Genomic DNA, 19,871 nt, shown 5'->3' on the forward strand with positions numbered 1-19,871 from the left:
TCGCGCTTTATCAAAATCTTCTTGCAGCCTTGGGTCGTTTCATGAAGTCGCGCGTTTAGTTTGGGAGAAACCGAGCCATCCAGGAGGCTATCATGACCAAGACCTTTGATCTGTCCGACTTCTCCGAAGAGGAGCTTACCTCTCTCATCGAAGAGGCAGGGAGCCTGCGAGACGCCAGACGTAAGACCCGTGATCGAGAGCTTTCAACTGGTGCGGATGGCTCGAAGGGGCAGGATGTGACGGATCCTCAGCACGGCGTCATCCCTACGCCGACACCGCGCGAAGTCAAGGATGACGGTCCGGCACACGGCGTCCCAAAATAAAGCCTTCGAGCGCTCGCCTGGGCGGCGGCAAAATCGCGTAAATCCAAACTCCCACTGACGCAGATCCTGAAACATATACTGGGTGATTTGCGCATCAGTTATGGATCCTGTCCCAGAGCGGTCAGGGGAGGGAAAACGTGATGATCCGCAAATACCTCAGCAACTGGCAAGCAGAAGGGGCTTGGGCGGGACGCGCTCGACATCGCGCCCGCCGCGCGCTGGTACGAGCCGGAGACCATGGCGCACGCCGATCTCAAGGCGTTTTCCGGCAGGGTCGAGGCGGAGATCGATGACGAGGCCGATCGTCTGCTCGACAGCATCCGCCGTCCCACCGGCCGCGTGAGCATCCGGACAAAGGACGGCAGGCATCTGGCCTCCTCACTTGTCCAGTTCGCACCCGGCAGCCCTTTGAACCCGGTATCGGATGATTTCACACTCGAAAAATTCGAAGCCAATGTCGCTCCGGTCATTGGCACCGAAGCGTCGCAAAAGTTGCTCGAAGGACTTCTCGGCCTTGATCGCATCGGGGATATGGCAGCACTGCTGCGGCTTGGTGTGACGGCGAGCTGACTGAATAACACAACTCCCATCTATCTTGTCGCTGTGATGCCTGTCTGAGTTATCTCTCGCCGCGCCGATAGGGCTGCATCAGCGCCTGCGGCACGCGGGCGCGGCGGCTCATGACGGCCAGCGCGACGATGGAGAGGATGTAGGGCGTCATCAGGAAGATCTGGTAGGGCACGCCTTGCACCGCCGTCTGCAGGCGGAGCTGGAAGGCGTCGAAGAAGGCAAAGAGCAGGGCGCCGAACAGCGCCCGGCCCGGTCGCCAGGAGGAAAAGACGACGAGGGCGATGCAGATCCAGCCGCGGCCTTGCACCATGGTGGGGAAGAAACTGTTGAAGGCTGAAAGCGTCAGGAAGGCGCCACCCATGCCCATCAGCGCGCTGCCGGCAATCACGGCACCGTAGCGCACTTTCATCGGGTTGACGCCCTGCGCTTCGGCGGCATGCGGGTTCTCGCCGGTCATGCGGATCGCAAGCCCAATTGGCGTGCGAAAGACGACATAGGCCATGAGCAGCGCCACCAGGATCGCCAGATAGGTCGGCGCGGTCTGTGTGAAGAAAGCGGGGCCGATGAAGGGCAGGGTCGACAGGCCGGGAATGCTGATCGGCTGGAACGGCACGATGGTCGGCGGCGTTCCGGCGACCGGCACGACCAGCCGGAAGACATAATAGCTGAAACTCGAGGCGAACAGCGTCACGCCAAGACCGGAGACATGCTGCGACAGGCCGAATGTCACCGTCAGCCCCGAATGCAGCAGGCCGAAGACGCCGCCGGCGATCGCGGCGATCAGAAGGCCGGTCCACAGATCGGCGCCATGATAGACCGACAGCCAGCCGATCATCGCGCCGAAGGTCATGATGCCCTCGATGCCGAGATTGAGCACCCCCGCGCGCTCGCAAAGCAGGGCTCCCAGCGTGCCGAAGATCAGTGGTGTCGCGATGCGCAGCACGGCGGCCCAAAGCCCGGCGGAGGCGATGATGTCGAACAGCGCGCTCATCGGCGGATCCTGTATTGCGTGAAGAACACCGCGATCAGCATGGTGAGCAGTGATAGGGCCACGGTGACATCGGCGATATAGGTCGGGATGCCGAGGCTGCGGCTCATGCCGTCGGCGCCGACAAACATGGTAGCCGTGAAGATGGCGGCTAGCACCACACCGAGCGGATTGAGATTGGCGAGCATGGCAACGACGATGCCGGCATAGCCGAAGCCGGGTGACAGGTCGGTGGTCACGTAGCCCTTGACGCCCATCACCTCGACCGCGCCGGCAAGCCCGGCAAGCCCGCCTGAAAGGCAGGCGACCTTGACGAGCGTGCTGCCGAGCCGCACGCCGGCGAAGGCCGCGCCGGAAGGGTTGAGGCCGGCGGCGCGCGACCGCATGCCGAAGACGGTGCGCGACTGGACGAAATAGATGACGACAGCCAGGGCAATGGCGATCAAAAAGCCGATATGCAGCCGCGAGCGGGCGATCAGCTTCGGCAGCATGGCGTGATCGACGACCGCCTGAGACTGCGGCCATCCGAAGGCCGTGGGATCCTTCAGCGCACCGTCGATCAGCATGGAGACGAAGAGCACGGCGATAAAATTCAGGATCAGGCTGGTCACCACCTCGTCGACGGAGAAACGCAATCTCAGCCAGAGCGGGATCAGGATCAGCACCATCCCGGCGACGGCGCCGATGACGAGCAGCAGCGGGATCAGGATCGGCGCCGGCAATCCGGCCAGCATGTTCGAGCCGAAGGCGGCGACGGCAATCGCGCCGAGATAGAACTGTCCCTCGGCGCCGATGTTCCAGAGCCGGGCGCGGAAGGCGACGGCAGCCGCAAGCCCTGTCAGCATCAGCGGCGTGGCGCGCGTCAGCGTTTCCGTTGCCGAAAGCCGCGAGCCGAAGGCGCCGATCAGGATGCGTCGGTAGGCCTCGAGAACGGGCGCGCCGGCAATCGCGATCAATATGCCGGCCAGCGCCAGCGCAGCGACGACAGCGAGTAACGGTGTCAGGATCATCAGGTAGAGCGGGCGATGCTCGCGACGTTCAAACCGCATGGATGGTCTCCGGCGTTTTCGACCATTCTCCGGCCATCATCAGGCCCAGCATGCGGGCGTCAGCCTCCTCGGCCTCGACCGGCGGGGACAGCCTGCCGCCGACGATTGCCTGGATACGGTCCGCCAAGGCAATGACCTCATCGAGATCCTCCGAAATCAGCAACACTGCCGTCCCCTTTCGCCGTGCTTCCAGAATGCGGGCGTGAACGGCGGCCACCGCGCCTTCGTCCAGCCCGCGCGCCGGCTGCGCCGCGATGAGGATTTTCGGGCGCTGATGGAGGTTGCGACCGAGAATGAGCTTCTGCATGTTGCCGCCCGACAGCAGTCGGGTGCGGCTTGTCGGAGCACCGCCCCGCACGTCGAACTCGGCGATGATTTCCTGCGCGAAAGCGATGCCGGCCTTCCGGTCGACCAGCCCGTTTTTCGAGAAGGAGGAAAGGCGTTCCAGCACGGCGTTTTCCCAAATCGCCATTTCGCCGATCGCACCTTCCTTGTTGCGGTCTTCGGGGATGCGGCCAATGCCTGCCCCCACGATTTCAGCGACGTCGGGATTACCCATGGGCTTGCCGAAGAAGAGAAGCTCGCCCGATGTGCGGGCAAGCGTGCCGGAGAGTATCTGCGCGAGTGCTGTCTGGCCGTTGCCCGAGACGCCGATGATGCCGAGAATTTCGCCGGCACGCAGGCTGAAGCTGACTTTCTTCAGTCGCTCGACGCCGCCAATGCTCACCGTCACGTCGCGCGCTTCAAGCGTGATCTCGCCCGGCGTGCCCGGCTCGCGGACTGGGCGGGTCACCCGATGCCCGACCATCAACTCGGCAAGTTCCGCCTTGTCGGTCCGCGACGCCTCGCGTTCGGCCACTTTCCTGCCGCCGCGCAGCACGACGATGCGGTCGGCTGCGGCCATCACCTCGTCGAGCTTGTGGGAAATGAAGATCAGCGACAGACCCTGGCGGGCCATTTCCTTGAGTGTCGCAAACAGGCGTTCCGCCTCGATATTGGTGAGCACGGCGGTCGGTTCGTCGAGGATCAGGATACGGGCGTCGTTATAAAGCGCCTTGAGGATTTCCACGCGCTGCTGTTCGCCGACGGAAAGGTCTCCGAGCCGGGCATCGGGATCGACCTTCAGGCCAAAACGCTCGGAGAGTGCCAGCAGCTTCCTGCGCGCGGCGGCGGTGTGCGACCGCCACGACCAGAGCTTTTCGGTGCCGGTCATGACGTTTTCGAGCACTGTCAGATTGGGCGCGAGGGAAAAATGCTGGTGCACCATGCCGACGCCGGCGCTGATCGCCGCGCGCGGCTTGCCATGCGGCAGTTCGGTGCCGTCGATCAGGATCCGCCCGGTATCAGGCACGTAATGGCCAAAGAGGATGCTCATCAGTGTCGTCTTGCCGGCGCCGTTTTCGCCGAGCAGCGCCACGATCTCGCCTTTGGCAAGCGTGAGCGAGATATCGTCATTGGCGACGATGTCGCCGAACCGTTTGCTGACGCTGTCTATTTCAAGGACCGGTCCAGTCATGCCGCGAGCCCCGCGATCGGGTAGCGATGCTGCCAGCGTCCGTCCGCCTCGAGCCGGGCGGCAAGAGACAGCAGAAGGGCATCTTTGCCCATCGGCGCCATGATCTGGACGGGCAAGGGCAGGCCATCGGCATCTGTGCCGAAGGACAGCGTCAGGGCCGGAAAGCCGGAGATATTGGCAAGCGAGGCAAGCGGCGCGAAAGCCGTCATGCGGTCGAGATGCAGGTCCGTATCGGAATGATCGGTGGGAAAGGATCCGACCAACGGCGGCGGCGAGGCAAGCATCGGCATCAGAAGAATATCGACCTTGTCGAAGAGGGTCCACAGGCTGCGGCTCGCCTGCACCGCGCCGTTGAGCGCATCCCAGAGCGCCGTTGCCGTCATGGCGCGTCCGCGCAGGATGAAAGCCTGTGTCAATGTTTCGGCAGCCCGCATGTCGAGATCGAGGCTATCCACCAGGGCGGCGATGTTGACGGAGATGATATCGCCAAAGGCGCGTCCGCTGGCCAAGACTGGCTGTTCGACATCGCCCCAGGCGAGCGGGATGATTTGATGTCCCTGTGTTTCGAGCAAGCGTGCTGCGGCTTCGACGACTTGCTGCCGTTCAGGCATGGTGGGATGGCGTGTGCCTGTGTCGGCAAGCAGGCCGATCCGCAGTGATCCCGCTTGCGCTGCGATCCGCTCGATATCCGCAAAAGGCCCCTTGGTTTTACCGGTGAGGGCCTCAAGAAGCCTGCTGGCGTCGCGCACCGAGCGCGTCACCGCAAGCTCGCTGGCAATGCCGCCGAGATGGTTGCCGAAGGATGGGCCGGCCGGCATCGCGCCCCGTGTCGGCTTCAGGCCGACAAGGCCGCAGCATGCGGCCGGCACGCGGATCGAGCCGCCTGCATCCGTGGCGTGGGCAAGCGCAACGATGCCTGCCGCCACGGCCGCCGCCGCGCCGCCCGATGAACCGCCGGCGGTGCGGGCAGGGTACAGCGGATTGCGGCAGATCGGGCCTATGGCGGGCTCGGATACCAGGGAGAAGCCGAACTCCGGGCTGGTAGTCAGCCCGAACAGGCAGAAGCCTGCCTCGCGGAACCGTTTTGCAAGATCGCTATCCGCCTCACCGCCCTCGCGTTTGAAAAGACGTGAACCCGCCGTCACCGGCAGCCCCGCGAAGGGGCCACCGAGATCCTTGGCGAGCGTCGGCACACCTGCGAAAGGCCGGGCGGCAAAGCGGTCCGGATGCTGCGATCGTTCCTGATCCAAGGCCTTAGCGGAGGCAAGGCCCATCCCGGCGTCGAGATGAGCTATCGCGCCAAGAGAAGCCTGCTGTTCGTTAGCGGAAAGAGCGGCCTGCATGGCGTCCACGCAGGTGAGTTTTCCGGCCTTGACGGCGCCGGCCAGGTCGGTGGCATCGGCGGATAGGGGACTGGGCATGGTCGCGCCGGATTACTTCGGCTGCTCCATCACCTTGGGAACCTCGAAGGTGCCGGCCTTGATGTCGGCGCGGACCTTTTCCATCGCCGCTTCGGCGTCCGCCGGTGCCACGCCCTTCACATAGACGATGTCGCTGCCGCCATCCTTCATCAGGCCGTAGGCCGTGTAGTTGCGCCCGACCGACTTGCCGGCGGCGACGTCGGCGATGGCCGCATTGAGGATGGGGCGGAAATACCACATGGCATTGGCAAACACCGTGTCCGGGTAGCGCGGCGTGTAGTCGATCAGCGAGCCGATTGACTTGATTTTGCGTTCCTTGGCGGCATCCGCCGTGCCGATGCGTTCGCCGAACAGGATGTCGGCGCCGGCATCGATCTGCGCCAGGCCCGCCTCGCGCGCCTTCGGCGGGTCGAAGAAGGTGCCGATGAACGAGACGAGATGCTTGCAGTCGGGATTGACCGCCTTGACGCCGGCCGCAAACGCATTGATCAGCATGTTGACTTCCGGGATCGGGATCGCGCCGACCGAGCCGACGACGTTCGATTTGGTCATCTTGCCGGCGAGCATGCCGGCGAGATAGGCGCCGTCATGGTTCCAGGTGCCGAACACGCCGAAATTGCCGCCGGCGGCCTCGCCACTGGAGCCGAGCACGAAGGCGGTGTCCGGATAATCGGCGGCCACCTGTCGCGCTTCCTTTTCCACCGCATAGGCTTCGCCGATAATCAGCTTGTTGCCCTGTTCGGCATATTCGCGCATGGCGCGGGGATAGTCGGTGCCCGATACGCCCTCGGAGAACACATACTCGATCACGCCTTCCTTAGCCGCATCCTGAAGTGCCTTGTGCAGACAGGAGTTCCACGCATTTTCAACCGGCGAAGCATGAATGCCGGCCACTTTCAGCGGTGCGGCGGCGCGAGCGGCGGGCGCAAGCGCGCTCACACCAAGAGCGATGCCCGACGCGATCACCGCACGGCGCGATAGCATGATGTCATGTGTCATTGTCTGTTCCCAGGTTTTTGATCGTTTGGTCAAAAGTCTATGGGTCGACTAAAAAAGTGTCAAGCAATCGAGTGGCTTAAAGAATGTGCGTTTTGGTGTTGGGCTGGCCTTTTCCTCGCGACGGCCGCGACCCAAATCTTCAGCGAGTACCTGCCTGTAGATCTGCCTCGTCGGCAAGAATGGAGGCGGCCTCGTTCAAGAGGACGTCTTTTGCGTTCTTGCGGGCCTTTTCAAGAGCAATGTCAGCACTCAGGCTGCGCTCGTTTGCCTGCAGGCCATCATCTCCGCCGGTATCCACACCATCGTCTATTTTCTCGCGCGACTTGAGGCGATTTGCTTGAGCGGCCATTTCATTGCGACGTTCGGTTTCATTGAGGGAGATAACCCGTTTTTCGCGCTGTGCCTTCAGTACGGCAATGTCTTCCACAAAGCGTCGGAAATCCGGATCGTTCTGCACCCGGGCATCGTGGCGGCTTTGCAGTTGCGGCAGCAATGCCTTTATAGTGCCATCGGCCTTATAGTTTGCTGGTTTGACCTCAGTCCACGGCAGAGCATTGTCATAGCTTGCCTCACCAAAGGTCTTAGGGTCCGAAAGGCCCGGCAGGCTGATGTCAGGCGTCACGCCGCGTAGCTGTGTCGTCCCGCCATTGACACGGAAAAACTGCGCAACCGTCAATTTCAGCTCGCCGAATTTCGGCTTGCTGTTGCGGGCCACCTGGTCAAGATTGACCACAGTCTGCACGGTGCCCTTGCCAAAGCTGGGTTCGCCGACAATGACTCCTCGACCATAGTCTTGAATCGCTGCGGCAAAAATCTCGGAGGCTGATGCCGAGCCGCGATTGATCAACACGCCAACCGGGCCAGTCCAGGCAGGTGTGGAAAGATCATCGCTTTCTACGTCGACCTTGCCGTCTGCATCGCGCTGCTGAACCACCGGACCTTTGCCAACAAACAGGCCGGTCAAATCGATCGCTTCGGAGAGCGAACCGCCGCCATTGTTGCGCAAGTCGATCAGAACGCCGTCGACCTTGTCTTGCTTCAGCTCGGTGAGAAGCTTGGCGACGTCGCGGCTTGCGCTTCTGTAATCCTTGTCGCCTTTTCGCCGTGCTTCGAAGTCCTCATAAAACGCCGGCAGAGTAATCACGCCGATTTTGCGTGTGGCGTCGCCATCCTTGACTGACAGGATGGTCTTCTGGGCGGCCTGCTTTTCGAGACTGATCTTATCGCGCACCAGGCTGATGAGGCGATGTTTGCCATCCGGTCCCGCATCGGCCGGCAAGATGTCCAGGCGCACGACAGACCCCTTCGCGCCGCGGATCATTTGCACGATTTCATCAAGGCGCGTACCGACCACTTCCTTTATCGGGCCGCTTTCGTCTTGACCGACACCGGTAATGCGGTCACCGACTGCAAGCTTGCCGGACAATTGCGCCGGGCCACCGGGCACGAGTTCACGGATCGTCGTGTAGTCATCTCTTTCCTGCAATACCGCGCCGATACCAACCAGTGAAAGCTTCATGGAAATATCGAATTCAGCCGAAGCGGTCGCGCCGAAATAATCGGTATGCGGGTCAACCGACGTTGTGTAGGCATCCATGAACGACTGGAACACATCGTCGCTCTTATACTTGTAGGCACGATCGAGGGAGTTTTTGTAACGTTTGTCGAGCGTATCGCGAATAGCAGCGTCAGTCTTGCCCGCCAGTTTCAAGCGCAGCCAGTCGCTCTTGACGCGTTTCCGCCACAGCTCATTGCTTTCCGCTTCGGATTTCGGCCAAGGCTCCTTGTCGCGGATCAGGGGATAGTCTTCCTGCACACTGAAGTCGAACTTCTGGCTGAGCAGGCTGCGTGCGTAGCTCATGCGATCGACGACGCGCTGCTCATAAACGTTGAAAATGGAAAATGGGATATTCAAGTCTTCCTGATTGATGGCGTCATCGATCTTGGTGCTGCTGGCCATGAACGTGTCGATATCCGTCTGCAGGAAGATGACACGGTCCGGATCCAGAGACTTGATAAACCGATTCATGACCTTGACCGACAAGGCATCATCCAGCGGAACGGGCTTATAGTGGAAACGCGTCAGAAATTGCGCGCTCAAATGAGCGGCCTGCCCCTGTTGCGGTAGCGGCGTCAAAACTGGTGGCGAGCCGGCTTCCAGAGCATATGCCGACGGTGCAATTGCCAAGAATATGCAGAGGAAACCATATCGTATACGCATTAAGCTTTGATCCGATTCTCAAGGTTGACTGTCTAATGTGTGATCTTGGTGGAACAATTATGGTTTTTTGGCAACTAGACGATGCGCTCCGTTCGGAAAGATTTCCAGAACGCCTCCGCGTGTGACGATTGATTTGAGGGCCAATTGGCCGCAGAGGTCGTCGAAAGACCTAAACCGAAATTCGAATTAACGGCCTCCGGTTCTGCTCCTTCAAGAGCCACTATCTGGCGCTCATTCAAGAGAACCATGGTAAGACATCGCCCCCATGGCATGCCCCCACGGAATGATCGTTAGTGCATGCTTGGCCGCCACAGCTGGTGTTGACGCTGTTCCGCCGGGTCAGACATGCTGGCCGCCATTGATGTGGATCTCTGCACCATTGATGTAGGCGGATGTATCGCTGCATAGAAAGTGGATGGTTTCGGCGACTTCCCGTGGTGTGCCAAGTCTCTTCATCGGGACGTTAGTTTCAACCAGAAGATCTGTGCCGGGAGACAGAATCGAGGTCGCAATCTCGCCCGGCGCGATGGCATTGGCACGAACGCCGTGTGGGCCGAATTCGTGGGCGATTTCCCGCGTGAGCGCTGCAAGACCGGCCTTCGAGGCGGCATAGGCGACACCGGCAAAGGGATGCACCCTTGAACCGGCAATCGAGGTCACATTGACGATTGATCCCTGCGCGGCCTCCAGTTCAGGCAGCAATGCCCGCGCGAGCAGGGCGATCGAGACGAGATTGACATTGAGGACCGTCGTCCAAGTCTGCGCATCGGAATCGATGACACCGAGGCGCGCGCCATTTGGGCCTTTCGGCGAAATTCCCGCATTGTTCACCAGCGCATGCAGCGCCGCACCGTTCAAGCGGTCGCGAACGTCGGCCACCAGCTGATCGATTTGCGTGAGATCGGCCAGATCAGCCTGAATATGGCTTTCACGGGCCGATGGCCACCGGCACTCCTCGGAGAAAGGCTGCCGCGAAACTGTTAGAACGCGCCAACCTTTCTCCAGGAATAGCTTTACCGTGGCATGTCCGATGCCGCGACTGGCACCGGTCAAGAGCATGTAGCGCTGTGTCATTGTAGGCCCCTTCTGGATGCCGTAAGCATCAAATATCTCAACGACGTTTCACTCGATATCAGTCGATGAAGGTATTGGCGTTCGAGTTGCCGGCGCGAATAGACTATCTTGCTGCCCCTGAACTGCAACTCTGACCGTTGACGGGATTGAGCTTCATCAGCCCTGCACGGGTTTTGCCGGCGCCTTGTCCGGCCAGAACCGCACGCCAGGACGGGCGAGGCCGCCACCGAGCGCGGCCACAGTGCCGTCAGCGCGCCAGCAGGCGGCGCCGGTCATCGTGTCGCCAAAGGCGATCGCGTTCATCCCGCCGCCGATATGCGGCATCACTCGGACATCGTGCCCGAGTTTTTCGAGCTTCGTCTGTTGCGGCGCGTAGGCGTGTTCGATTTCCACTTCCTGGCCCTGCGTCCAGATTCTCGGCGCTTCCACGGCTTCCTGCAGGCTCATCTTGTGATCGATCAGGTTGACGATGGCCTGCATGGCCGAGGGGAAAATTCGTAGGCCACCGGGCAGACCAAGCGCAAAAACCGGAGCGCCGTCTTTCATCAGGATCATCGGCGCCATGGATGTCGGCACCCGCTTGCCCGGAACCACCGAGAGCGCGTGGCCCGGGTGCGGGTCGAAATTGCTCATGTAGTTGTTGGGAATGATGCCGGTGCCGGGTACCGCCAGTCGCGCGCCGAAGAGTCCGTTGATCGTATGCGTGGCGCTGACGATGTTGCCATCACGATCGGCGACGGTGATATGGGTGGTGTCGTGGCTTTCATAGCCCGGCGCATAGGTCGCCGGCAGGCTCGCTGAGTGACCGATCTGGGCGCGGCATTCGGCGGCATAGGCCTTCGAGGTCAACCGCTCGACCGGCACATCGACGAAGGCCGGATCGCCCGAGTGTTCACGCCGGTCGGCAAAGGCGATGCGGATGACCTCGGCGAGAAGATGCAGGGAAGCGGGGCTGCCAAAGCCCATGCCCGCCACGTCATAGGCTTCGAGCATATTCAGCATCTGGGTGACATGCACGCCGGAGGAAGCTGGCGGCGGCGGCCCGGCGATCTCGAACCCGCGATAGCTGCCGATGATCGGCTTGCGCTCGATCGGGCGGTAGGCCCGCAGATCGGCTTCCGTGACCCAGCCGGCATCGTCGCCGCCAGTCTGCATCCTTGCGGCCAGCGCAGCGCCAAGGGCGCCGCCGTGCAGGGCTGCGGCTCCTTCACGCTGGATCAGCCGTAGGCTTTCGGCATAATCACTCATGACGAGGCGCTCGCCCGGTGCCGGTGCTCTGCCGTCGGGCATGAGAATACGGGCGATTTCTGCATCCTGGGACAACTCACCGGCGGCCTCGGTAATTGCGCCAGAGAGATAATGGGTGACGGCAAAGCCGCGCGAGGCCAGTCGGATCGCTGGCTCGACAACATCCGCAAAGGGCAGCTTGCCATATCGCGCCTGCATATCGCACCAGCCCGCCAGATTGCCGGGAACGGCAACCGAGGATGCACCGATGATGTTGCGTCGCCCCTTGGCGTCCATGTAACGCGCCGGTTCATCTGAAACCGGTTCATAGATCTCGGGGTGCATCGTTGCAGCCGCCGAAGACAGGGCGTCGATCACGACATGTTGTCCATCCGCGAGCCGCAGATGCGATAGGCCGCCGCCGGCAATGCCGACCATCATCGGCTCCACCACGGTCAGTGCCAGCAGTGCAGCGACCGCAGCATCCACAGCATTGCCGCCTGCCGACAGCATCTCGAAGCCCGCCGCCGAGCCCAGAGGGTGGTTGGTCACCACCATGCCGCCCGCGCCGCTGGCTGGGGATTTTTCGCAGGTGAAGGGTAGGCGGGCAGGGGTCATGTTGGATCTCATTTCAAGGGGCACTGCAGTCGCCGCAGGTTAACCGGGGCACGGCGCTCCGGCTAGAGAGAGCACGGATCATAGGAGCTTTGCCAGAACTTTGGCAGTCGCGCCCGACAGATCGCCGAGCTTGACGCCGGTTTCGCGAACGCTCGCTTCGCGTGCCTTGCCGCGGATCTGCGTGTCGATGGCCTTCTGTGCTTCTGATGCCACTTCGTCTGGTGAAAGAACGATCACACCGCTTTCGTCTGCCAGAACGGCGTCGCCCGGCATGACCACGGTATTGCCGACCGAGACCGGAACGTTGATCGCACCGCCAAGGTCATAGATACGGGTGGTGATCGGCGAGATGCCGCGGCACCACATCGGGAAATCCGACTGGACGATTTCTTCAAGGTCGGTGCAGGGGCCGTCAACCACGGCGCCCACGGCACCTGCCGCTTTCGCACCAACCGTCACGCCGCCGCCCCAGCAGGCATAACGATCGTCATGCAGCCGATCGACGATGACGAAGTCACCTGGACGGATGAGGCTCAACAGATGGTGCAGCAGGGTGGAATCAGGGCCAGGGATGGCGATGGTGACGGCGGTCCCCACGACGCGCCGGCCCGGAATCAGTGGCTGGATCTGCCGGTTCAGAAAGCCGAAATGCCGCCAATGGCCGAGCGTTGCGGTTTCGACCTGAGCCAGAAGAGCGAGGTCTTCCTTGGCGATCTGTGCTGGCATCGGATTGATTTTATAGCTCATTTTCGGATCCAATCTGTGACGTGAAGGTTAACGGTCAAAGGCCTTGGCAAAACCAATGCTGCGCTCGACGACCAAGACAATGGCAAGCGAGAGCGTGATCATCAGCACAGCCAGCACGGCCACCATCGGATCAGTCCGCTCGTCGACATAGCGGTAGAGGGCAACAGGCAACGTTTGCAGCCGCGGCCCGACGATAAAGAGCGACAATACGATCTCGTCGAAGGACAGAATGAGGGCGATGGCACTGGACGCGATCACGCCGGGTGTCAGCCGCGGCAGAGTAATTTGCATGAAAACCTGCAACGGCCGGGCGCCGAGCGTCATCGCCGCCTCATCGACATCCGTCCCGAGGTTGCTGAGCGCCGTCTGGAGGATGCGGATGCTGAAGGGGAGCGTCATGACAAGATGCGCGAGCACCAGGCCAGGATAGGTGGCGACCAAGCCGGCCGGGGTGAAGACCATCAGGATCCCCAATCCGAGCATCATGGCTGGCAGGACCAGCGGCGCGATGACCAGGCTGCGGATCAGATTGCGGCCCGGAAAATCAAGCCGTACCAGCGCATAGGCGGCCGGCAGTCCAAGCGCGAGGCTGAGGGCGGCGACAATCGTCGCAATCAGCGCACTGTTGCGGAACCCCTGCATGAAGCTGGCATTGCCCAGCACGGCTCCATACCATTTCAGGCTCCAGCCCGAGGGCGGGAAGGAGAGATAGCTATCGGCGCTAAACGAAATGACGAGGATGATCGCCATCGGCATGAACACGATGCAAAAGACCAGGGTGACATAGGTGCGGGAGAACCAGGAGAGGAACTTCGTCATTCTACGCCCTCCGGGTCAGTAGTCGAAGGAGGAGGCCGGTCAGTCCCATCGCGAGAACAAAAAACGCCAGCATGAGAAAGGAAAGCGCCGCCGCTGTCGGCCAATCGAGTGAGACAAGCGCAAGATCGTAGACTTCGGTCGCCAGTAGGAATACCCGGCCGCCGCCGAGTAGCGATGGCGTGATAAAGGAGGAAACACAGAGCACGAAGCCGATCGTCAGTCCGGCAAGGATCGCCGGCAGGCTGAGCGGCAGGGTGACTTGCCAGAATACCGTCTGTGGCGGTGCGCCGAGCGACATGGCTGCGTCGTCCAGCCGTCTGTCCAGCTTGCCAAGCCCGGCCGCGATGGTGAGGAACATGTAGGGCATGATGCTTTCGGACAGGCCAATGATCACACCCGAATAGTTATTGACCATGTGCAGCGGCTCCGTTGTCAGCCCGGAAATTCGCAGCAGGTGGTTGACCGGGCCGTCGTCTCCGAGAGTTACCAGCCAGCCAAAGGATCGCACCACAGCCGAGATCAACAGTGGCGATGCGGCGAGCACTGTCAGCGGCGTTCGCCAGCGCGAAGTCATCCGCGAGAGCGACAACGCCATCGGATAGGCAAGCAGCAGTGCTACCACGGAGCAGGTGATCGACACACGCAGGGTCCGACCCAGAAGATCCAGGTAATAGCTATCCTGGAGGATGCCGATGTAGGTCTGCAGGCTGACAGCCTTGGTAATTGCCCCGTAATCAGAAATGTTCAACGACATGCGGAACAGCCACAAGATCGGGGCAATGAAGGAAATGATCAGCACGATCAGCACCGGGCTGAGAAGCAGCCATGGCGTGAATCTTGTGCTGCTGCCGGGAACGGTAAAGCGGTTCATGGGGCAAAGATCCGCATATCGGTGGACCGCCAGCTGAGCGCCACCTCGGCCCCCAGTTGCGCGAGTTGCGCCTCGTCGCTGCCGGGACGAAGCTCGGCGACCAATGTCTGGCCCCCGGCCAGTTCCAGCTCCACCTCGATAATGCTGCCAACGAAGACGCTGCGGATCACGCGCGCCATCAGGCCGCTATTCGATTTGCCAAGCTGGATGGCGTGGGGCCGGACCATGGCGGAAAGTTTGGCGCCGTCAGCGACGTCTTTGGGTAGATCTTCGGCGCGTGGTGCGGGAAGTAACTGACCCTTATGGCTCAGCTGCGGCGTACTCGCCATATGGCTGAGCGTGGCGGAGACACTATTGGCACGCCCGATGAAACCCGCCACGAAGGGTGTTGCAGCCTTGTCGTAGACCTCGACAGGCGTTCCTATCTGTTCGAGCCGGCCGTCATTCATCACCGCAATCCGGTCGCACATGGTCAGTGCTTCCTGCTGATCATGCGTGACAAATAGTGTCGTGATGCCGGTCCGTGTCTGGATATCGCGGATTTCGAAGCGCATCTCGTCGCGCAGTCGCGCATCGAGGTTTGACAAAGGTTCGTCGAGCAGCAGGATCTTGGGCTCGATGACAATGGCGCGGGCGATGGCGACACGCTGCTGCTGGCCGCCTGAAAGCTCGGCGGGGCGACGGGTGCCGAACCCTTCGAGCCGCACCGCGCGCAATGCCTCCGTGACGCGCGCGGCGGTCTCCTCCTTGCCGACTTTACGCAGGCGCAGGCCAAAGGCAACGTTCTGAGCCACCGTCATATGAGGAAACAGGGCATAGGACTGGAACACCAGACCGAGGTTGCGCTCCCAAGGAGGCCGCGACACGATGTTCTCGCCGCCAATGATGATCTGTCCGGAAGTCGGGGCCAGAAGCCCCGCGAACATCCGCAGCGTCGTGGACTTGCCGCAGCCGGACGGACCCAGGAGCCCGATGAACTCGCCCTTTGCTATGTCGAAAGACAAGGAGTCCACTGCCGGTCGCTCACCGCCGTAGTCGAAGGTAAGCTTGTCGATCTGGATATGGGCGGGGGATGCGGCGAGTTTCATCGGTCCGTCCTGCTGGTTTACTTGCCGGCCGAGATGATCTGGCGCTTCCAGATCTGGTTCCACTCATCCGATTTTGTCGCAGCCCAGCCCCAGTCGAGTGGCAGTGTCTTGTCGAGCTTGCCTGCCACAGTGCGGGCCGTGGCTGCTTCACTGACCTTGGCCTTGGCATTCACCGGTGCGTAGAACATCACTTCCGTGAACGCGGCCTGGGCCTCGGGAGACAGCGCATAGTCGATGAAGGCCTTGGCAGCGACCGGGTTCTTGGAACCCTGCACGAGATTGATGGTATTGATCTGCAGGATGGTGCCTTCCTTTGGCAGCATGACCCCCAGTTTGCCCTTGGATTCATCGGCATAATACTGGCCGCGCGCATTCCAGCCGGTGCCCAGCACGTCGGTGCCATTGATGACCAGGGTATAGGCGTCAGGTTTCGGGTCGAAGGTCTGGACCCCCGGTGCCATCTCGGCAAGCTTGGCGGCGGATTGCTTGACGGACTTGGTATAGTCTTCTCCCAGCATGGCCGAGGTCATCACCATCAGGCCCGAGCCGAGGATGGAGGGCATCGAAGTCACGGCCATCTTGCCGGCGTACGTCTTGTCCCAGAGAACTTGGAGAGAGGTCGGTGCGGTTGGAAAGGCTTCGGTGTTGTAGATCACGACGAGGTTGTCGAAGGTTACCGCCGGGCCATAACCTTCCTTGACGATCGCCTGCGGCACCAGATCAGCAAGGCTCGGTACATCAGTCTTGCTCAGCGGCGCGAGCAAGCCTTCCTTGTCGCCGATTAGCGAGGTGGAGACGTCGAAAATCACCACGTCCGTCTGCGGATCGCCGGCCTGCGAGCGAAGGTTGCCCAGCATCGCCGACGAGGCAGGGGAAGGGAAATAGTTCACCTTCACGTTGGGGTACTTTGCCAGGAAGGGTTTGATGACCGCTTCGTTGTACTTGTCCTGAAAGATTCCGGAATAAGCGGTGAGCGTGATCTCGCCCGAGACATCGGAGGATTGCGCGTGTGCGGTGGTAGAGAGCAGCGCAGTAAAGATGATGGCAGGAACAAGACGGATACTCATCAACAAATTCTCCTGTCGGGTGAAGCGGCCCGGTTGTCGAAATGGCTGCCAGGATGGCAAGCAGCACGGTGAGGCACGGATCGGCCAGACCTTTCAGCGCCCGACTGATCCGTCGCGAAGAAGGTGATGGGAGGTTCAAACGATCCACTGCCCCGCGATGCAACGATCTCGGACCGACAAAGTCCAATCGAATTTTCTTAGTGTTGCCATCAGAAAAATTTTGCGCAAAATCTGGCTAAATTTATAGCCGAATTCTCCGGCTAAGAGCCTGAAAATTAATCATTATAGCAAACAAAAATCCTCCGGTCGCACGAAGGCGCCGGAGGATGAAGAGAGTTTTCCAAAGTGAAATCTATCGGGTTAGTAGCCGCGTTTCGCGTCTGCAAGATCAGCGACGGTCCCGGTCTCGTGGAAGGTCCGAATGTTCTTCGCCACGATCTTGCTGCCAGTCGGCGCGTCGATCAGCGAGGCGACATGCGGCGTGACCGTAATCTTCGGGTTGGTCCAGAAAGGATGCGATTTGGGCAGCGGCTCGACATGGAACACGTCGAGTGTGGCGCTGCTAATCTGTCCGGAATTCAGGCCCTCCAGAAGATCGCTATCGACCAGATGCGGACCACGCGCGGCGTTGATGATACTGGCGCCACGTTTCAGTCGATTGAAGGTGTCGGCATTGAGAATGCCACGGGTACTTTCTGTCAAAGGCAATAGGCAGACAAGGATCTCCGTACCCTCCAGAAACGCTCCGAAGCCCTCGGCGCCGGAGAAGCATTTTATGCCCGGCAGGTCCTTCTGAGATCGCGACCAGCCGCTGACCTCAAAGCCAATTTGCTTCAAGAGATCTGCGGCGATCGCACCCAGATTGCCGAGTCCCATCACGCCGACGCGTCGTTGCGTGGCGGGAGGCACTACAATCTGCTCCCAGACCTGGTGCGCCTGGTTTGCCTGAATGGCGGGCAGTTCGCGGTGGTGGCGCAGAACATGCATGGCTACATATTCCTTCATCCGCTGCGTCAGGTCGGTCCCGACCGTGCGGATGATCGGGACGTGCAGTGGCAGTTGTTCATCCGCCAACACATGGTCGATGCCCGCCCCCAGCGACACGATTGCCTTCAGGTTTTTGAACGGCTTCATGGCTCCGGTCGCTGGGCGCCAGACCACCGAGTAGGTCACAGCATCAGGATCAGGCACCTTGTTGATTGGATAGATGTTCCAATCCGGCATCAAATCACGGAGCATCTGGCACCACCACTCGGTCTTGTCTTCGGCGGGCAGGGAAACGGCAATGTTCATGGAGCGTCCTCAATTGGCTCATGCATCATAGTGTAGCTCCATTCACAGCAGGACTGGCGCGGAGGTCAAAGCAAAAATTCCTGTGAGTCTCATAGAAAATTTTTATGTAGATTTTCCATCGCTTTGCTCTAGGCTTCGACTATGAATTTCAAACAGTTGGAAGCCTTTTACTGGCTCACTCGTCTTAAAAGCTATCAGCGCGTCGCCGATCATATCGGCTTGACGCAACCGGCTGTTTCCGCACGGATCTCGGGGTTGGAGGACAGTTTAGGTATTCCTTTGATAGATCGCTCGCAGGCCGATTTCACCCTGACAGAACAAGGTTACGAGGTCGCCGAATATGCCGAGACGTTTCTCAATCTCAGCGAGACCCTGACCAGCCGTTTGAAGTCGAAGCAAAAAAGACGTTATACCATTGGCGTCGTTTCGATGGTGACACAGACCTGGGCAATCACCCTGCGCCACAAGATTGCCAATCTGCCCGACCCGCCATTGGTGGATTTCTATTCCGGCGCCAATCTCGATCTGCGACCCATGGTCAAATCCGGTGCGCTGGATATGGCTTTCGTAACAGGTGAAGCCGGTCTACCGCAGATGGCGGACAGTTTTTCCGTCCTTTATCATGTCGGGTGGGTGGCGCGCCCGGATGTCGTGGGTGAGATCACCCGGCCATTGACGCCCGATGAACTGCGCGAACTGCCTCTGGTACTCTATCCGCACACATCGCCACTGTTCGGACCCGTCGCCGACTTGATCGAAGAAACGAAGCGACGGCCAAATTCCCGGCACACCGGCAATTCACTGGCCACGATCTGCGAGATGGTCAGGGCCGGTTATGGTGCGTCGGCGATGCCTCTGGTGTCGCTTGAGCCGGAAATCGTAACCGGAATGCTGGTCGAGATACCCACTACGGTCCAACTGGCACCATTGGACATCCGCTGCGTGCACCAGAACAGGGCGCGCAAGGCGCAGACCGAAGAAATATTCCAGCTTGCTCGGCAGGCCGCCGAAGAATGGGCTGCCGCCCATCCGCGTTATGTCAGCTTTCGCGCGACCTGAGTTTATTCGCCAGACAGATCGCTGCGCGTTGCGTCGTCCATATCGATACTACCCAAGAGTGTGGCGCCGACAGGCGCGGCACTCTTGGCCATGACGGCTCAGGCGGCAAAACGCTTTGAGACGTGATCGCGGATGAAGCCGGCTCCGATCTGAACCAGGCGCGCTGTGAGCGCCGCCCCGGTTTCAGCCGAGCAATAGACGGGGTCGCCGCCCCATACGCCGTTCGGCGCGCTTTCCATCGCCTCGATCGGCGCCTGCAAGCGGGCACCGGCATACTTTAACGCCGCAAAGCCTGCCACGTCGACGCCCATGGCTTTCTGGCCCTTCGGCGGCGCCTTCGCCAGATCCATGCGCAGAAGTTCTGGATAGTAATGCAAGCCGACCGAGGTTAGCGGATCACCGCCATGACCGGAGGATTTGGCCGCAGCTTCCGGACCGAGGATTTCCTTCAGCAATTCATAGCTGATCTGCCAGAGATACATCGACGCCACGAACATGCCGTTGGTCTGGCGCCATTTCAGTGAAACATCGTTGATGGCGCCGACGTTGCCGCCATGGCCATTGATCACCAGAACCTTGGTCAACCCGTGGCGGGCAAGGCAGGCGAACATGTCGTCGAGCACGGCGGCGAGCGTCGATTGGCTGAGGGCGATACCACCATGCGACGAGCCGAAATAGTCGGCTCCGCCAAAGGGGATGACCGGGGCGATGAAAGTCGGTACCCCTTCGGCCCGCGCGGCGCGGGCGATGTCAAGCGCCACCGCTTCGGCGGCAAGATAATCGCCCATCGGCGCATGGGTGCCCTGATCCTCCAGGGAGCCCATCGGCAGCAAGATGACGGCGTCATCGTTCAGGAATTGCCGGGCTTCTTCACTGGTCAGTTCGGCGATCTTGATCTTGTTGGTCAGCATATTCGAATCC

General features: G+C 60.7%; 18 protein-coding genes. 3 read left to right on the forward strand and 15 right to left on the reverse strand.

Translation table 11 applies throughout. The features are described from left to right. Window positions 1-92: 92 nt before the first annotated feature. Together PMI03_RS01575 and PMI03_RS01580 are read left to right on the forward strand one after the other, a co-directional pair. Entirely contained in the window at window positions 93-323 is a 231-nt protein-coding gene (locus PMI03_RS01575) for a hypothetical protein (RefSeq protein ID WP_007689179.1), read from the forward strand. A gap of 201 nt (window positions 324-524) precedes the next feature. After that, on the forward strand, window positions 525-893 hold the full coding sequence (locus PMI03_RS01580; RefSeq protein ID WP_309574312.1) for a hypothetical protein: 369 nt from the start codon (window positions 525-527) through the stop codon (window positions 891-893). Between the two features lie 49 nt (window positions 894-942). Here PMI03_RS01580 and PMI03_RS01585 read toward each other — a convergent pair whose 3' ends face one another. From PMI03_RS01585 to PMI03_RS01650, 14 genes are all read right to left on the reverse strand, one after another. Further along, window positions 943-1,884 (reverse strand): ABC transporter permease, encoded by a 942-nt coding sequence (locus tag PMI03_RS01585; RefSeq protein ID WP_007689181.1) that lies wholly within the window; start codon window positions 1,882-1,884, stop codon window positions 943-945. Beyond that, window positions 1,881-2,930 carry an ABC transporter permease gene (locus PMI03_RS01590; RefSeq protein WP_007689182.1) on the reverse strand — a complete coding sequence of 350 codons (1,050 nt, stop codon included), beginning with the start codon at window positions 2,928-2,930 and terminating at the stop codon, window positions 1,881-1,883. The genes PMI03_RS01585 and PMI03_RS01590 overlap by 4 nt, the downstream gene beginning before the upstream one ends. Beyond that, window positions 2,920-4,446, reverse strand: coding sequence for an ABC transporter ATP-binding protein (locus PMI03_RS01595; protein WP_007689183.1), 1,527 nt, complete (start codon window positions 4,444-4,446; stop codon window positions 2,920-2,922). Before PMI03_RS01595 ends, PMI03_RS01590 begins: the two co-directional genes overlap by 11 nt. Beyond that, a complete protein-coding gene (locus PMI03_RS01600) occupies window positions 4,443-5,867 on the reverse strand; it encodes an amidase (protein ID WP_007689184.1) in 1,425 nt (474 codons plus the stop codon). The genes PMI03_RS01595 and PMI03_RS01600 overlap by 4 nt, the downstream gene beginning before the upstream one ends. A 12-nt stretch (window positions 5,868-5,879) precedes the next feature. Next, the gene (locus tag PMI03_RS01605; protein ID WP_007689185.1) at window positions 5,880-6,866 is read right to left on the reverse strand and encodes a BMP family protein; all 987 of its coding nucleotides are present in this window, start codon (window positions 6,864-6,866) and stop codon (window positions 5,880-5,882) included. 139 nt (window positions 6,867-7,005) lie between these two features. Continuing rightward, entirely contained in the window at window positions 7,006-9,087 is a 2,082-nt protein-coding gene (locus PMI03_RS01610; protein WP_007689187.1) for a carboxy terminal-processing peptidase, read from the reverse strand. 339 nt (window positions 9,088-9,426) lie between these two features. Continuing rightward, on the reverse strand, window positions 9,427-10,161 hold the full coding sequence (locus PMI03_RS01615) for an SDR family NAD(P)-dependent oxidoreductase (RefSeq protein WP_007689190.1): 735 nt from the start codon (window positions 10,159-10,161) through the stop codon (window positions 9,427-9,429). 156 nt (window positions 10,162-10,317) lie between these two features. Then, window positions 10,318-12,006 (reverse strand): gamma-glutamyltransferase, encoded by a 1,689-nt coding sequence (gene ggt, locus PMI03_RS01620; protein ID WP_007689192.1) that lies wholly within the window; start codon window positions 12,004-12,006, stop codon window positions 10,318-10,320. 78 nt (window positions 12,007-12,084) lie between these two features. Continuing rightward, window positions 12,085-12,753 (reverse strand): RraA family protein, encoded by a 669-nt coding sequence (locus PMI03_RS01625; RefSeq protein ID WP_007689193.1) that lies wholly within the window; start codon window positions 12,751-12,753, stop codon window positions 12,085-12,087. Between the two features lie 27 nt (window positions 12,754-12,780). Beyond that, entirely contained in the window at window positions 12,781-13,572 is a 792-nt protein-coding gene (locus PMI03_RS01630) for an ABC transporter permease (RefSeq protein ID WP_007689195.1), read from the reverse strand. Between the two features lies 1 nt (window position 13,573). After that, the gene (locus PMI03_RS01635; protein WP_007689196.1) at window positions 13,574-14,443 is read right to left on the reverse strand and encodes an ABC transporter permease; all 870 of its coding nucleotides are present in this window, start codon (window positions 14,441-14,443) and stop codon (window positions 13,574-13,576) included. Continuing rightward, on the reverse strand, window positions 14,440-15,531 hold the full coding sequence (locus PMI03_RS01640) for an ABC transporter ATP-binding protein (RefSeq protein WP_007689198.1): 1,092 nt from the start codon (window positions 15,529-15,531) through the stop codon (window positions 14,440-14,442). The genes PMI03_RS01635 and PMI03_RS01640 overlap by 4 nt, the downstream gene beginning before the upstream one ends. Before the next feature lie 17 nt (window positions 15,532-15,548). Continuing rightward, window positions 15,549-16,598, reverse strand: a complete 1,050-nt coding sequence (locus tag PMI03_RS01645; protein ID WP_007689199.1) for an ABC transporter substrate-binding protein — start codon at window positions 16,596-16,598, stop codon at window positions 15,549-15,551. Window positions 16,599-16,958: 360 nt separating this feature from the next. Continuing rightward, complete coding sequence (locus PMI03_RS01650; RefSeq protein WP_007689201.1) at window positions 16,959-17,891, reverse strand: glyoxylate/hydroxypyruvate reductase A; 933 nt, start codon at window positions 17,889-17,891, stop codon at window positions 16,959-16,961. A 141-nt stretch (window positions 17,892-18,032) separates the two neighbouring features. Here PMI03_RS01650 and PMI03_RS01655 point away from each other — a divergent pair, with 141 nt between their 5' ends. Then, the gene (locus PMI03_RS01655; protein ID WP_007689202.1) at window positions 18,033-18,950 is read left to right on the forward strand and encodes a LysR family transcriptional regulator; all 918 of its coding nucleotides are present in this window, start codon (window positions 18,033-18,035) and stop codon (window positions 18,948-18,950) included. A 98-nt stretch (window positions 18,951-19,048) separates the two neighbouring features. Here the strand turns inward: PMI03_RS01655 and PMI03_RS01660 are convergent, their stop codons facing one another. Next, entirely contained in the window at window positions 19,049-19,861 is an 813-nt protein-coding gene (locus tag PMI03_RS01660) for a creatininase family protein (protein WP_007689204.1), read from the reverse strand. Between the last annotated feature and the right edge of the window lie 10 nt (window positions 19,862-19,871).

The sequence above is a fragment of the Rhizobium sp. AP16 genome (assembly GCF_000281735.1).
GTDB classification, from domain to species: domain Bacteria; phylum Pseudomonadota; class Alphaproteobacteria; order Rhizobiales; family Rhizobiaceae; genus Rhizobium; species Rhizobium rhizogenes.

Coding starts and splice junctions, on each gene's coding strand:
- PMI03_RS01575 (WP_007689179.1), top strand. CDS start 93: ATGACCAAGACCTTTGATCTGTCCGACTTCTCCGAAGAGGAGCTTACC.
- PMI03_RS01585 (WP_007689181.1), bottom strand. CDS start 1,884: ATGAGCGCGCTGTTCGACATCATCGCCTCCGCCGGGCTTTGGGCCGCC.
- PMI03_RS01590 (WP_007689182.1), bottom strand. CDS start 2,930: ATGCGGTTTGAACGTCGCGAGCATCGCCCGCTCTACCTGATGATCCTG.
- PMI03_RS01595 (WP_007689183.1), bottom strand. CDS start 4,446: ATGACTGGACCGGTCCTTGAAATAGACAGCGTCAGCAAACGGTTCGGC.
- PMI03_RS01600 (WP_007689184.1), bottom strand. CDS start 5,867: ATGCCCAGTCCCCTATCCGCCGATGCCACCGACCTGGCCGGCGCCGTC.
- PMI03_RS01605 (WP_007689185.1), bottom strand. CDS start 6,866: ATGACACATGACATCATGCTATCGCGCCGTGCGGTGATCGCGTCGGGC.
- PMI03_RS01610 (WP_007689187.1), bottom strand. CDS start 9,087: ATGCGTATACGATATGGTTTCCTCTGCATATTCTTGGCAATTGCACCG.
- PMI03_RS01615 (WP_007689190.1), bottom strand. CDS start 10,161: ATGACACAGCGCTACATGCTCTTGACCGGTGCCAGTCGCGGCATCGGA.
- ggt (WP_007689192.1), bottom strand. CDS start 12,006: ATGACCCCTGCCCGCCTACCCTTCACCTGCGAAAAATCCCCAGCCAGC.
- PMI03_RS01625 (WP_007689193.1), bottom strand. CDS start 12,753: ATGAGCTATAAAATCAATCCGATGCCAGCACAGATCGCCAAGGAAGAC.
- PMI03_RS01630 (WP_007689195.1), bottom strand. CDS start 13,572: ATGACGAAGTTCCTCTCCTGGTTCTCCCGCACCTATGTCACCCTGGTC.
- PMI03_RS01635 (WP_007689196.1), bottom strand. CDS start 14,443: ATGAACCGCTTTACCGTTCCCGGCAGCAGCACAAGATTCACGCCATGG.
- PMI03_RS01640 (WP_007689198.1), bottom strand. CDS start 15,531: ATGAAACTCGCCGCATCCCCCGCCCATATCCAGATCGACAAGCTTACC.
- PMI03_RS01645 (WP_007689199.1), bottom strand. CDS start 16,598: ATGAGTATCCGTCTTGTTCCTGCCATCATCTTTACTGCGCTGCTCTCT.
- PMI03_RS01650 (WP_007689201.1), bottom strand. CDS start 17,891: ATGAACATTGCCGTTTCCCTGCCCGCCGAAGACAAGACCGAGTGGTGG.
- PMI03_RS01655 (WP_007689202.1), top strand. CDS start 18,033: ATGAATTTCAAACAGTTGGAAGCCTTTTACTGGCTCACTCGTCTTAAA.
- PMI03_RS01660 (WP_007689204.1), bottom strand. CDS start 19,861: ATGCTGACCAACAAGATCAAGATCGCCGAACTGACCAGTGAAGAAGCC.